At 74.2% G+C, this 12,996-nt stretch carries 12 protein-coding genes; 9 read left to right on the top strand and 3 right to left on the bottom strand.

The features are described from left to right. The first annotated feature begins 207 nt into the window (after positions 1 to 207). A complete protein-coding gene (locus ACF068_RS19210; protein WP_392275440.1) occupies positions 208 to 1,728 on the top strand; it encodes a hypothetical protein in 1,521 nt (506 codons plus the stop codon). Here ACF068_RS19210 and ACF068_RS19205 read toward each other — a convergent pair. Continuing rightward, positions 1,716 to 2,702, bottom strand: a complete 987-nt coding sequence (locus ACF068_RS19205; RefSeq protein ID WP_392275439.1) for an ATP-binding protein — start codon at positions 2,700 to 2,702, stop codon at positions 1,716 to 1,718. The genes ACF068_RS19210 and ACF068_RS19205 overlap by 13 nt on opposite strands. Positions 2,703 to 2,814: 112 nt before the next feature. Here ACF068_RS19205 and ACF068_RS19200 point away from each other — a divergent pair, with 112 nt between their 5' ends. After that, positions 2,815 to 3,693 (top strand): oxidoreductase, encoded by an 879-nt coding sequence (locus tag ACF068_RS19200; RefSeq protein ID WP_392275438.1) that lies wholly within the window; start codon positions 2,815 to 2,817, stop codon positions 3,691 to 3,693. Positions 3,694 to 4,146: 453 nt separating this feature from the next. Here the strand turns inward: ACF068_RS19200 and ACF068_RS19195 are convergent, their stop codons facing one another. Beyond that, complete coding sequence (locus tag ACF068_RS19195) at positions 4,147 to 4,977, bottom strand: HAD family hydrolase (RefSeq protein WP_392275437.1); 831 nt, start codon at positions 4,975 to 4,977, stop codon at positions 4,147 to 4,149. A 703-nt stretch (positions 4,978 to 5,680) separates the two neighbouring features. Here ACF068_RS19195 and ssd point away from each other — a divergent pair. The 7 genes from ssd to ACF068_RS19160 all read left to right on the top strand — a co-directional run bounded on the left by ssd (position 5,681) and on the right by ACF068_RS19160 (position 10,542). Next, positions 5,681 to 6,796 carry a septum site-determining protein Ssd gene (gene ssd, locus ACF068_RS19190; protein ID WP_392275436.1) on the top strand — a complete coding sequence of 372 codons (1,116 nt, stop codon included), beginning with the start codon at positions 5,681 to 5,683 and terminating at the stop codon, positions 6,794 to 6,796. Continuing rightward, positions 6,793 to 7,944 (top strand): TadA family conjugal transfer-associated ATPase, encoded by a 1,152-nt coding sequence (locus ACF068_RS19185; RefSeq protein ID WP_392275435.1) that lies wholly within the window; start codon positions 6,793 to 6,795, stop codon positions 7,942 to 7,944. The genes ssd and ACF068_RS19185 overlap by 4 nt, the downstream gene beginning before the upstream one ends. Further along, positions 7,941 to 8,786: a type II secretion system F family protein gene (locus ACF068_RS19180; RefSeq protein ID WP_392275434.1), complete on the top strand. Its 846-nt coding sequence runs from the start codon at positions 7,941 to 7,943 to the stop codon at positions 8,784 to 8,786. The genes ACF068_RS19185 and ACF068_RS19180 overlap by 4 nt, the downstream gene beginning before the upstream one ends. Beyond that, on the top strand, positions 8,783 to 9,544 hold the full coding sequence (locus ACF068_RS19175) for a type II secretion system F family protein (RefSeq protein WP_392275433.1): 762 nt from the start codon (positions 8,783 to 8,785) through the stop codon (positions 9,542 to 9,544). Before ACF068_RS19180 ends, ACF068_RS19175 begins: the two co-directional genes overlap by 4 nt. 104 nt (positions 9,545 to 9,648) lie before the next feature. Beyond that, on the top strand, positions 9,649 to 9,786 hold the full coding sequence (locus ACF068_RS19170; protein ID WP_392275432.1) for a DUF4244 domain-containing protein: 138 nt from the start codon (positions 9,649 to 9,651) through the stop codon (positions 9,784 to 9,786). Beyond that, positions 9,773 to 10,138, top strand: a complete 366-nt coding sequence (locus ACF068_RS19165; RefSeq protein ID WP_392275431.1) for a TadE family type IV pilus minor pilin — start codon at positions 9,773 to 9,775, stop codon at positions 10,136 to 10,138. Before ACF068_RS19170 ends, ACF068_RS19165 begins: the two co-directional genes overlap by 14 nt. Beyond that, entirely contained in the window at positions 10,135 to 10,542 is a 408-nt protein-coding gene (locus tag ACF068_RS19160) for an Rv3654c family TadE-like protein (protein WP_392275430.1), read from the top strand. The genes ACF068_RS19165 and ACF068_RS19160 overlap by 4 nt, the downstream gene beginning before the upstream one ends. On the opposite strand, the gene ACF068_RS19155 is transcribed toward ACF068_RS19160, so the two are convergent. Continuing rightward, positions 10,484 to 12,961 carry a DEAD/DEAH box helicase gene (locus ACF068_RS19155; RefSeq protein WP_392275429.1) on the bottom strand — a complete coding sequence of 826 codons (2,478 nt, stop codon included), beginning with the start codon at positions 12,959 to 12,961 and terminating at the stop codon, positions 10,484 to 10,486. The genes ACF068_RS19160 and ACF068_RS19155 overlap by 59 nt on opposite strands. Positions 12,962 to 12,996 lie beyond the last annotated feature (35 nt).

Genomic DNA, 12,996 nt, shown 5'->3' with positions numbered 1-12,996 from the left:
GGAGTGTGCCAACTCTCTGTAAACAGATCGTAATGGAACGTAAAGACTCCGGCATTATTTTCGATGCATAAGGGGCAAAGTTTCACCCGATTCAGCGATTAGTCGTTCTAGTACGGCTTGTCGTATCTTCACACCGCCTTCCGTGGTGCGACGTTGACGGCGCTCGCAGCAGAGACCTCCGCGGACCACGAGAAGGGTGGGCGGAAGATGGCCGCCACGAAGAAGACCGCCACGCACGGGCTCGCCGCCCGCATCAGCGCCGCCCGGCGCCTGACCTCCCTCCGGAACGCCGCCCGGCGCGGAGCCGCCGCGCGGCCCGGCACGGACGGCGCCCCCCTCGGGGACGCCCCGGGCGGGGGCGTACCGGGTGGGGTCGTTCCCGGCGGGTCCGTCCGGCACCGGCACGGGGTCGTCCGGCGAGCGTCCCTTCCGGGTGGGCGTCCGGTCGGGGCGATCGCCGTCGCGGCCGGAGTGGCGGTCGCGCTGGCGGCGGGTCTGGCCGGATGCTCCGGCGCCGACGACGACACCCGGGGCGCGGCCGGCCCCAAGCGGGTGGGGCCGCCCAAGAGCGTGGTCCGCCTCATCGGCGACGGCTCGACCGCCTACACCGGCGCCCAGCCCGGACTGCGCAAGCCCGAGCGCCTCAAGCCCGGTGAGAAGCCGCCCCAGTTCGTCGTCTTCTCCTGGGACGGAGCCGGTGAGGACAGCCAGAAGCTCTTCTCCCACTTCCGCGGGGTGGGCAAGAAGTACGGCGCGACGATGACGTACTTCCTCAGCGGGGTCTATCTGCTGCCGGAGGAGAAGTCGACGCTCTACAACCCGCCCGGCCATGCCCCCGGCCGCTCCGACATCGGCTTCAACGACACCGAGGGCATCCGTGCCACCGTCCGCGAACTGCGCGGCGCCTGGCAGGAGGGCAATGAGATCGGCACGCACTTCAACGGCCACTTCTGCGGCCCGGAGAGCGGCGTCGGCACCTGGTCGGTCGAGGACTGGAAGAGCGAGATCTCCCAGGCCAAGTCCTTCGTCAAGCACTGGAGGACGAACGCGGGCCTGGCGACGGAGAAGCCGCTGCCGTTCGACTACGACACGGAGCTCATCGGCGCCCGTACCCCCTGCCTGGAGGGCCGGGACAACTTCGTCCGCGCCGCGAGCGAACTCGGCTGGCGGTACGACACGAGCGGCGTCAGCAACCAGGTCTGGCCCGGGAAGGAGCGGGGTCTGTGGGACCTCTCGCTCCAGATGATCCCCGTCCCGGGGCGGGCCTTCGAAACCTTGTCGATGGACTACAACTTCCTGGTCAACCAGTCGAGGACGACCAAGGGCGATCCCTCCATGCACCGGTTCTGGGGCAACCAGTTCCGGGACGGGATGCTCCAGGCCTTCGACCGCGCCTACAACGGCAACCGCGCTCCGCTGATCATCGGCAACCACTTCGAATCCTGGAACGGCGGCACCTACATGCGCGCCATCGAGGAGACGATCGCGCAGGTCTGCGTCCGCAGCGAGGTGCGCTGCGTGTCGTTCCGGCAGCTGGCGGACTGGCTCGACGCGCAGGACCCGACCGTCCTGGCCAAACTGCGCACCCTGAAGGTGGGCGAGGCGCCGAAGGACGGCTGGGCGGCCTTCCTCGCCGCCCGGCCGGTCACCGCCGCCTCGCCCGGCGCCCCGTCGCAGGCCCCGGCGGGCGCCCCCGCCGGGGCCGTCACCCGCCGTCAGGCGGGCTGAACGGCGCCGAGCCCCTCACCGAGGACGAAGCCGGGGTCGACCTGCGCGGCCAGGTCGGCCCCCGTCTTCGCGTTGCCCCAGCTCTCCGCGTTCTTCAGGTGGAAGTGCACCATCTGGCGCGTGTACCGCTCCCAGTCGCGGTGCCGGTAGGAGTCGTCGGCGGCGTTCTGCAACGACTGGAGCGCCATCCGGTTCTCCGCCTCCAGCAGTTCGAAGCGCGCGGGGCGGCCCTTCTCCATGGACCGGACCCAGTCGGAGTGGCCGACCGTGACGAGCAGGTCGTCGCCGATCTCCTCGCGGAGGAAGTCGACGTCCTCCCTGCCCTGCACCTTGTTGCCGACGACCCGCAGCTCGACGCCGAAGTCGCGCGCGTACTCCTTGTACTGGCGGTAGACGGAGACGCCCTTCCGGGTCGGCTCGGCCACCAGAAAGGTCATGTCGAAGCGGGTGAACATCCCGGACGCGAACGAGTCGCTGCCGGCCGTCATGTCGACCACGAGGTACTCGTCGGGCCCGTCGACCAGGTGGTTGAGGCAGAGCTCCACCGCACCGACCTTGGAGTGGTAGCAGGCGACCCCGAGGTCGGCCTCGGTGAACGGTCCGGTCGCCATCAGCCTGATCGTGCCGTCGTCCAGGTGCACCGGGCGGGCGCACGCGTCGTAGACCGGGTTGTCCTCGCAGACGCGCAGCAGCCGCGACCCCTCCCCGGGCGGGGTCGTCTTGATCATCGTCTCGGGGGAGGGGATGCGGGGGTTGCTGCCGCGCAAGTACTCCTTGATCAGCGGCAGGTGCGCTCCCATCGCCGGCAGCGCGGCGGCTTCCTCCTCCCCGAGACCGAGGGCGGCCCCGAGGTGCTGGTTGATGTCGGCGTCCACCGCGAGGACCGGAACCTCATTGGCGACGAGATGGCGGATGAAGAGCGAGGACAGCGTGGTCTTCCCGCTGCCGCCCTTCCCTACGAAAGCGATCTTCATGTTCAGATAGCGTAGCGGGCAGTAGTGGCGCGATCGCCGGTTGTCGCGATCGGGTATGAGGAACGCCACTCCAAGGTGGGGGCCGGGTGCCGGGCGCGTAGCCTCGCTACCTATGAGTACGAATCCCGCTGACCCCCTGGTCGCGCTGGGGGCGCTGCCCGGTGTGCCCGATGCCGTGGACTCCGTTCGCAAGGCCGTCGACCGGGTCTACGGGCACCGTGTGATGCGGCGCCGTGGCCATGAGGTGACCTCCGAGGCGGCGCTGCGGGGCGCGCGTGCCTCGGCGGCCCTGTCCGGCGCCGACTGGGCGCTGGAGGAGGTCCGCCGTCGTACCGACTTCGGCGCCGACGAGGAGGCGCGGACCGTCGGTGCCGCGCTGCGTCTGAGTGCCGAGGCGGGGCAGTTGCTGTCCATTTGGCGGCAGTCGCCGATGCGGGTGCTGGCGCGGCTGCACCTGGTGGCGGCGGGCGACCCGGGACGGCCGGCCGGTGCCTCGCCGGCGCCGGGGGCCGGTACGGCCGGCGTGGACTCGCCGGCGGATGCGGTGGGGCGGCCCCGGCGGGAAGGCGAGCTCGTCCACGAGCCGCTGATCGAGGCTCCGCTGCCGGACGCCACCGAGGTCGCGGGCCGTCTTGAGGGCCTGGCGGACCTGATCGTCGCGGGCAGCTCCGCCCCTGCGCTGGTGACGGCCGCCGTGGTGCACGGCGAGCTGCTGGCGCTGCGGCCCTTCACCTCGTACAGCGGACTGGTGGCGCGGGCGGCCGAGCGCATCGTGCTCATCGGCAGCGGTCTGGACCCCAAGGCGATCTGCCCGGCCGAGGTCGGCCATGCCGAGCAGGGGCGCGCCGCCTACGTCGCGGCGTTCGAGGGCTATCTGTCCGGTACTCCGGACGGCATGGCGGCGTGGATCGCGCACTGCGGGCGCGCGGTCGAACTCGGCGTCCGGGAGTCGACGGCCGTGTGCGAGGCGCTCCAGCGCGGAGCGGCGTAGCGCCGGGGGCGGAGGCGGGCCGGGCCCGGCGTCCCGGCGGGATGGACACCCGTACAGGGTTGCGGCGGTACCGCAAGGCGGTACCGCCGCTGGCACGTCCGCCGAGTTACCATGCGTCCTCGATATATGCCCATCAGGCGGGGACTTTGCCCGACGCCTGGTGCGGCTGGCCCGTAATCGACGGGTCGACGTCGCGTGGGTGCTCAGCTTTCGTGCTGTTCGGTCCGTGGGGCCTTCTTGCTCAACAGGTGATCCTTTCGGATGTCCTTGGTCTCGCGGGCCGTTAAGTCCTTTGTACTCCCGTCCGGGAGGATGCGAAAGCCCTCGCTCCACTTTTTACTTGTCAGGGCCGGATGACCGTTATATTCCGGATCTGAGCGCAATCCGACCGGTATCCATGTCTTCTTATGTCTTGTGTATGCCGCGCGTCGACCGGCCGGCCGACGCGCGGCATCAGGCGGACTGCCGTCGCCGGCTGGCGTACCAGACCAGCCCCGCCGTGGCGGCCGCCGCGCCCACCGCTGCCGCTGCCACGAGCGCCGGACGGGGCGGCATCCGGAAGGCGGGCAGGCGCTGCTTCAGCCGGACCGGGCGGTCGAAGACCAGAACCGGCCAATCCCGTGCGGCCGCCTCACGGCGCAGGGCGCGGTCGGGATTGACCGTGTACGGGTGCCCGACGGCCTCCAGCATGGGCAGGTCGGTGGCGGAGTCGCTGTACGCGTAGCAGCGGGAGAGGTCGTACCCCTCCGTCTCCGCCAGCTCCCTGATGGCCTCCGCCTTCGTGGGGCCGTAGGCGTAGTACTCCACCTCCCCGGTGAAGCAGCCGTCGTCGCCGACGACCATCCGCGTCGCCACGACCCGGTCGGCTCCGAGCAGCTCGCCGATGGGTTCGACGACTTCGGCGCCGGAGGTGGAGACGATCACGACGTCCCGGCCGGCGGCGTGGTGCTCCTCGATGAGGGACGCCGCCTCGTCGTAGATGATCGGGTCGATCAGGTCGTGCAGGGTCTCGGCGACCAGCTCCTTGACCTGCTGGACGTTCCAGCCCTTGCAGAGCGCGGAGAGGTACTCCCGCATCCGCTCCATCTGTTCGTGGTCGGCGCCACCGGCCAGGAAGACGAACTGGATGTAGGCAGTCCGCAGTACTGCGCGGCGGTTGATCAGACCGCCTTGGTAGAAGGACTTGCTGAAGGTCAAGGTCGATGACTTCGCAATGACCGTCTTGTCCAGGTCAAAGAAGGCTGCTGTGCGCGGCAAGGAGTGGTTTTCCACGAGCCTGAGCATAGGTGCCCGCCATTCGGCGTACGCTGGGGCGTGTGGGTTTGCCTGAGAAGCCTCTCGGGTACACCATGGAAGTCACGGATCGTTCGCGACCGTGCTAACCCGGTCCGGCTCCTCCCCCCCCGAGTCGGCCGGAGAGACGACCCCCGCTCTCCCCCCCGGCGGGGGTCGTCGCATGTCCGGACGCGTTTTGGCCCGCCCCCGGCGGCCGGCACCGATCATCGGCCCCGCCCTCCCTCGTCTCCGTGAGGCGCTCGGTACGCCCTCGTTTCGTCACTCAGCGTAGCGGATGCGCTGCTCTCCGGAAGTCGCCGGTATGGGCGAACGGGATATTCACAACCGGTGAGTTGTCCACAGTTTTAGAGCAAGATCCACTTTTTTTCCGGAAGTCGTCCACCGTGATTCCGGTCGCGAAGTCCGCGGCGCGAAGGAATCACGGATCTCCCGTCGAGTGCCGCGGCGCCGAGGCATCGCGGTGCGTGCGTCGACCGCCGGAGGGCGGTCCGGGAAGAGCGAAGAGCGTGGGCGCGCGGGCCGGAAATGCGGCGCGCGGGCATCCGGCGGAGTCGCACGAATGACCGTGCCGTACGGATCCGACCGATCGCACCGGATCACGGAGCGACCGCCGGCGGTCCCGTGCGACCGCCGGCGGCCACGGGCATGGCGGAAGCCGGCGCGGAGGAGACAGGGGAGAGGGGCGGAGAACATGGCTGGATCCATCACGTCCGACCGGACGGACACCATCGAGCGGCGGCGGGCCGGACCACTGATCGTGACCGAGGACGCGGAGCTCCTGGACGACCTGCTGCGGCTGTGCGCAGCGGCGGGTGCCCACCCGGAGGTGTACCACTCGGTACCCGAGCGGGGAGCGGCCTGGGAGGCCGCACCACTGGTGCTGGTGGGCGACGACGCGGCCGCCCGCTGCCGGGGCACGTCCCGTCGGCGGGACGTGCTGCTCGTCGGGCGTGACCAGGACGATCCCGGTGTGTGGCGGCGGGCGGTGGAGATCGGGGCGGACTGCGTCCTGCGGCTTCCCGAGGCCGAGGGCTGGCTCGTCGACCGGATCGCCGATGTGGTCGAGGGCGCCGGCCGGCAGGCGCTGACCGTCGGCGTGATCGGCGGGCGCGGTGGCGCCGGTGCGTCCACCCTGGCCTGCGCGCTGGCCCTCGCGGCGGCCCGCGGCGGCCGACGGACCGTGCTCGTGGACGGCGATCCCCTGGGCGGAGGGCTCGACGTCCTGCTGGGCGGCGAGCGGGCCGAAGGGCTGCGGTGGCCGGATCTCGCCGCCGCCAGAGGACGGGTCGCCGGCGGGGCGCTGGAGGAGTCGCTGCCCTCTCTGCACGGACTGCGCGTCCTGAGCTGGGACCGGGGCGAGCCGGTGACGATCCCGCCGGAGGCGATGCGTTCGGTGCTGGCGGCGGCGCGCAGACGGGGCGGCGCGGTGGTCGTGGACCTGCCGCGCACGGGCGACGGGGCCACTGCCGAGGCGCTGGCGCAGCTCGACCTCGGACTGCTCGTCGTCCCCGCCGAACTGCGGGCCGTGGCGGGCGCCAGGCGGGTCGCCGCCGCCGCGGGGGCCGTGCTGCGCGACCTGCGGGTGGTGGTGCGCGGCCCGTACGCCGCCGGGGTCGACGACCGGTGGATCGCGGACGTGCTGGGCCTGCCGCTCGCCGGGGAACTGCCGCTGGACCCCGGCCTGATGGCGGCCCTCGACGCCGGTGACCCGCCCGGCGACAGCACCAGGGGCCCGCTCGGACGGTTCTGCACGGCCTTCTGGGAGCGGGTGCCGGAGCGGGTGCCGGCCGAGGGGAGCACCTCATGACGGCGGGACTGCTGGAGGCCGTCCGGCAGCGGCTCGTGGAGAGCGGTACGGATCCGACACCGGCCGGTGTGGCGGCCGCGCTGCGGGCCCAGGGACGGCTGCTGGGGGACGCCGAGGTCCTCGGTGCCGCGGAGGAACTGCGGGGCGAGCTGGTGGGCACCGGCCCGCTGGAGCCGCTGCTCGCCGACCCGGCGGTGACGGACGTCCTCGTGTCGGCACCGGACCGGGTGTGGGTGGACCGGGGCGCGGGCCTCGAACTGTCGGGCGTGGCGTTCCGGGACGCGGCCGCGGTGCGCAGACTGGCGCAGCGGCTGGCGGCCGGGGCGGGGCGACGGCTGGACGACGCCCGGCCGTGGGTGGACGCCCGGCTGCCGGACGGCACGCGGATGCACGCGGTGCTGCCACCGGTGGCGGTCGGCTCGACGTGCCTGTCGCTGCGGGTGGTGAGGCCCCGGGCGTTCTCCCTGGCGGAGCTGACCGCCGCCGGGACGGTACCGCCGGGCGGCGACGTGCTCCTTCGCGCGCTGGTCGAGGCCCGGGTGTCGTACCTGGTCAGCGGCGGCACCGGGTCCGGGAAGACGACGCTGCTGTCCACCCTGCTGGGGCTGGTGGGCGAGCGCGAGCGGATCGTCCTGGCCGAGGACTCGGCGGAGTTGCGGCCCGACCACCCCCATGTGGTGCGGCTGGAGGCACGGCCGCCGAACCAGGAGGGCGCGGGCCGGGTGACGCTCCGGGACCTGGTGCGCCAGGCGCTGCGGATGCGCCCCGACCGGCTGGTCGTGGGCGAGGTGCGCGGCTCCGAGGTGCTGGATCTCCTGGCCGCGCTGAACACCGGACACGAGGGCGGTTGCGGGACGGTGCACGCGAACACGGCGGCCGATGTGCCGGCGCGCCTGGAGGCGCTGGGGACGGTCGCGGGGCTCGACCGGGCGGCGCTGCACAGCCAGGTGGCGGCGGGGCTGTCCGTGGTGGTCCATCTGGCCCGGGACGGGACCGGCCGTCGCCGCCTCGCCGAGGTGCACGTGCTGGAGCGGGACGGAAGCGGACTGGTCGTCACGGTCCCCGCGCTGCGGTGGGCGGCCGAGGGCTTCCGGTACGAGCGGGGCTGGGAGCGGCTGCGGTCGCTGATCGGGGGTGTGCGGTGGTGACGGGACAGCCGGTGTACGCGGCGGTGTGCGCGGGGGCGGCGGCCTGGCTGGTGCTGGAGCGGCGCCAAGGGCCGCGCCGGGCCGGGCTGCTGTTCGCGGGTGGTGGTGGCGCGCCTGTCCCCGGGGCCTGGTCCTGGCGGCGGTGGGCGCCCGTCGTACGGGCGCGGCGGGAGTGGCTGTGCCTGGTGCCGGCGGTGGTCCTGGCGCTCCTGGGGGAGTCGCTGCTGCCGCTGGCCGGCGGGGCGTGTGCCGTACCGCTGGTGGGGCGGCGGCTGCGGGCCCGGGAGCGGGCCCGTGCCCGGGACCGGCGGGCGGACGCGGTGATCGCGCTGTGCGGCGCGGTGGCCGGTGAGTTGCGGGCCGGGTGGCAGCCCGGGCAGGCGCTGCTCTGGGCGGCGCGCACCACCGGGGCGCTGGGCGAGGAGGAGGCGGCGGTCCTGGCGGCGGCGCGGTTCGGCGGTGACGTGCCGGAGGCGCTGCGGCGGGCCGCGCGGGAGGACGGTGCGGACGGGCTGGCCGGGCTGGCGGCCTGCTGGCAGGTGGCCGTGGACGGCGGCGCGGGGCTCGCGGCGGGCCTGGACCGGTTGGAGGCGGCGCTTCGCGAGGCGCGCGACCAGCGGGAGCGGCTGCGGGCCGAGTTGGCCGGTGCCTGGGCGACGGTGGGGCTGCTGGCGCTGCTGCCGGCGGTGGGTCTGGCGATGGGCTGGGCGCTCGGCGCCGATCCGCTGCGGGTGCTGTTCCACACCCCGGCGGGCCTCGGGTGCCTCGCCGTGGGCGGGGTGCTGGAGACGCTGGGCCTGTGGTGGGCCGGGCGGATCGTGCGGGCCGGGGAGGAGCCGTGAGCGGGCCGTTCCTTCCCGCCCTGGGGGTGGCCCTGCTGCTGACGGCCGGGGTGTCCTGGCCGGCCTGGACGGTCCTGGTGCGGCACCGGGAGGAGCGGGCGCGCCGGCGGATCGCCGCGCTGCTGGGCGCCGCGGACGAGCGGCGCGGGCTCCGGCGGTCGGCGTGCGGGGTGTGGGCGCGGCGGTGGGCGGCACCGGCGGGGGCCGCGGTCGGCGGCTGGATCCTGGTCGGCGGCCTCGCCGGGTGCGCCGTCGGAGCCGCCGCCGCGTACGGCGTACGGGCGTGGCAGCGCCGCCCGCGCCCGGCCGGGGACGGGAACGCGGAGGTGACGCGCGGGCTCCCGCAGGCGGCGGACCTGCTGGCCGCGTGCCTGTCGGCCGGGGCGGGACCGCATGGGGCGGCGCAGGCGGTGGGGGAGTCCCTGGGCGGTCCGGTCGGGGAACGGCTGGCGGTGGCGGCGGCGGAGCTGCGCCTGGGCGGCGAACCGGGCGAGGTCTGGGGCCGGTTCGGTGCGACACCGGGCGCCGGGCCGCTGGCTCGCTGCCTCGAACGGGCGAGTGCCTCCGGCGCTCCGGCGGCGGAATCGGTCGCCCGGCTGGCCGCGGGGATACGGGCGGACCGGGCGCGCCGGGCCACGGCCCGCGCACAGCGGGCGCAGGTGCTGATCACCGCTCCGGTGGGGCTGTGCTTCCTGCCCGCGTTCCTCGCGGTCGGGGTGGCTCCGGTGGTCATCGGCCTGGCGACGGAGCTTCTGTGACGAATCGACAAGAACCGAGAAACATGGGGGTTGGCATGGGACAGCGGATGGTCAGGGTTCTGAGGGCCCGGGTGCGCGGGGCTCGGGCGCGGGGCGAGGCCGGGATGACGACCGCCGAGTACGCGATGGGGACGCTCGCCGCGTGCGCCTTCGCGGCCGTGCTCTACAAGATCGTGACGAGTGACGCCGTGTCGGGCGGGCTCCAGTCCCTGATCGGGAGGGCGCTCGATGCCCCGTTCTGAGCGCGGTGGTGACCGCGGGTCGGTGACGGCCGAGGCGGCCACCGTGCTTCCGGCGCTGGTGCTGTTCACCATGGCCCTCGTATGGGCCCTGATGGCGGCCGCCGCCCAGATCCAGTGCGTCGACGCGGCGCGGGCGGGCGCCCGGGCGGCGGCCCGTTCCGAGCCGCCCGCGCAGGCGGTGGCGGCGGCCCGGGCGGCCGCCCCGGGAGGCGCCCGGGTCGCGGTGGAGCGGTCCGGAGACCTGTGGCGGGTGCGGGTGGAGGCGCCGGCGCCCGGCCCCGGGGCGCTCCGGCTGACGCTGAGGGCCCAGGCGGCCGCGGCGGCGGAGGACACCGTGGGGGTGGCGCCGTGAGCGGCACGGCCCCCGGCTCGCCACCGACGGCGGGCCGGGGCCGGGCCGGTGCGGACCGCGGGGCCGCCACGGTCTGGGTGGCGATGGCGGCCACGGTGCTGTGCGCGGTGTTCGGCGTGGTCCTCGCGCTGGGGCAGGCGGTGGCGGCCCGGCACCGGGCGGGCGGCGCCGCCGACCTGGCGGCGCTCGCCGCGGCGGACCGGGCGCTGCGGGGCCCGGCCGAGGCGTGCCGGGCGGCGGACCGGGTGGCCCGGGCCCAGGGGGCGGAACTGGTGCGGTGCCGCCTCAGCGGGGAGATCGCGGACGTGACGGCCCGGGCCCGGTTCGGACCGTACGCGCCGGGCGTCAGGGCGAGGGCGGGTCCTCCGGGGGCGCTTCCGGGGCTCCCCGCAGCAGTTCCGTGAGGAGCCGGACGGCGCCCCGCTTGTGCAGCGGATCGTTGCCGTTGCCGCACTTGGGCGACTGGATGCAGGAGGGGCAGCCCGCCTCGCACTCGCAGGCCGCGATGGCGTCCCGGGTGGCGGTGAGCCACTCGCGGGCCGTGTGGAAGGCGCGCTCGGCGAACCCGGCGCCGCCCGGGTGGCCGTCGTACACGAAGACCGTCGGCAGCAGCGTGTCGGGGTGGAGCGGCACGGACACCCCGCCGATGTCCCAGCGGTCGCAGGTGGCGAAGAGCGGCAGCAGGCCGATGGACGCGTGCTCGGCCGCGTGCAGGGCGCCGCCCAGCTGCTCCGGGTTCACCCGGGCGGCGTCGAGCTGGTCCTCCGTGACGGTCCACCACACGGCGCGGGTGCGCAGGGTGCGCGGCGGCAGGTCGAGCTTCGTCTCGCCGAGCACCTCGCCGGTGATCAGGCGGCGGCGGAGGAAGGAGACGACTTGGTTGGTGACCTCGACGGAGCCGTAGCACAGGCGCCCGTCGCCCCAGGGGACCTCGGTGTCGGTCTCCAGCACGGAGATGGCGGTGGTGTCGCGGGCGGTGGTCGAGTACGGCGGTGCTGCCTCCTCGACGAGGGCCACCGAGTCCTTCAGGTCCAGTTCCCGGACCAGGTAGGTGCGGCCCATGTGGAGGTGGACGGCACCCTCGTGGACGGAGGCGTGGGCGGCCGACTCGTCGACCGTGCCGAGCAGCCGTCCCGTGCCGGCCTCGACGATCCGTACGGGGCTGCCGCCCTCCCCCCGGATGTCGGTCAGGTCGGCGGCCCGCTCCCGGCGGGTCCAGTACCAGCCGGACGCGCGCCGCCGCAGCAGCCCGGCCGCCTCCAGCTGCGGCAGCAGCTCCGGGACGGCCGGGCCGAACAGGGCCACGTCGGCGTCGGTCAGGGGAAGTTCCGCCGCCGCCGCGCACAGGTGGGGGGCCAGGACGTACGGGTTGTCCGGGTCCAGGACGGTCGACTCGACCGGCTGGCGGAACAGCGCGTCCGGGTGGTGGACGAGGAAGGTGTCCAGCGGGTCGTCCCGGGCCACCAGCACCGCGAGCGCCCCCTGCCCGGAGCGCCCGGCGCGGCCGGCCTGCTGCCACAGCGAGGCCCGGGTGCCGGGGTACCCGGCGATCACCACGGCGTCCAGCCCCGACACGTCGATGCCCAGCTCGAGGGCGGTCGTCGCGGCCAGCCCGAGCAGTTCACCCGAGTGCAGGGCACGCTCCAGGGCCCGTCGCTCCTCGGGCAGGTAGCCGCCCCGGTAGGCGGCGACCCGGGCGGGCAGCGACCGGTCGACCTCCGCGAGCCGCTCCTTGGCGATGACCGAGATCAGCTCCGCCCCGCGCCGGGAGCGCACGAAGGCCACCGACCGCACGCCCTGGACGGTCAGGTCCGTCAGCAGGTCGGCGGTCTCCGCGGTGGCGGTGCGGCGGACCGGGGCGCCCTGCTCGCCCTGGAGGTCGGTGAGCGGCGGCTCCCACAGGGCGAATACCAGCTCCCCGCGCGGCGACGCGTCGTCGGCGACCTCGTGTACGGGCAGGCCGGTCAGCCTCCCGGCGGCGAGGGACGGCCGGGCGGCGGTGGCGGAGGCGAGGAGGAAGACGGGCGAGGAGCCGTAGCGGGCGCAGAGGCGCCGCAGCCGGCGCAGCACCTGGGCGACGTGGGACCCGAAGACGCCCCGGTAGGTGTGGCACTCGTCGATGACCACGTACCGCAGCGCACGCAGGAAGGAGGACCAGCGGGGGTGGGAGGGGAGGATGCCCCGGTGCAGCATGTCGGGGTTGGTCAGTACGTAGTTCGCGTACTGGCGGATCCATTCGCGTTCCTCGACCGGCGTGTCGCCGTCGTACACGGCCGGACGGATCCGGTTGCCCAGCGGCGCGGCGAGGGCCTTGACCGAGCGGCGCTGGTCGGCGGCGAGGGCCTTGGTGGGGGAGAGGTACAGGGCGGTGGCGCCGCGGCCGTTGGCGGCCTCCGACCCGTCCAGCAGGGTGGACAGCACCGGCGCCAGATAGGCGAGGGACTTGCCGGACGCGGTGCCCGTCGCGATGACCACCGACTCGCCGTCCAGCGCGTGCTCGGCGGCGGCCGCCTGGTGGGCCCAGGGGTGCTCGATGCCCGCCGAATGGATGGCGTTGATCACTTCTGGGCGGATGCGATCGGGCCAGACTGCATGCCGACCCGCTCTTGGGGGCAGGTGCTCCGTATGAGTGATGCGCGCAGCCCGGTTCGCCCCCGAGGCGAGCCGGTCGAGGACCGCACCGGGGGAGGGGCGGGTGTCCCCGCTCTCGGGTGGTCGACTGGGGCGGTGATTCATGGCCATCGGCACCGAGTGTGTCACCGGCGTGACGGACAATGCTCCCAAGGCGTCGTGCATGGCTGCTGGTAAGTGATTGAATGCCATCGCGGCTGGCGATCCGTCCCCTGGCTCCGTCCGGA

Origin of the sequence: Streptomyces sp. NPDC016309, assembly GCF_043077235.1 — a bacterium.
Taxonomy (GTDB): Bacteria; Actinomycetota; Actinomycetes; order Streptomycetales; family Streptomycetaceae; genus Streptomyces.
The sequence above is the reverse complement of the archived record's forward strand: the minus strand, read 5'-3'. Positions and strand labels throughout refer to the sequence as shown.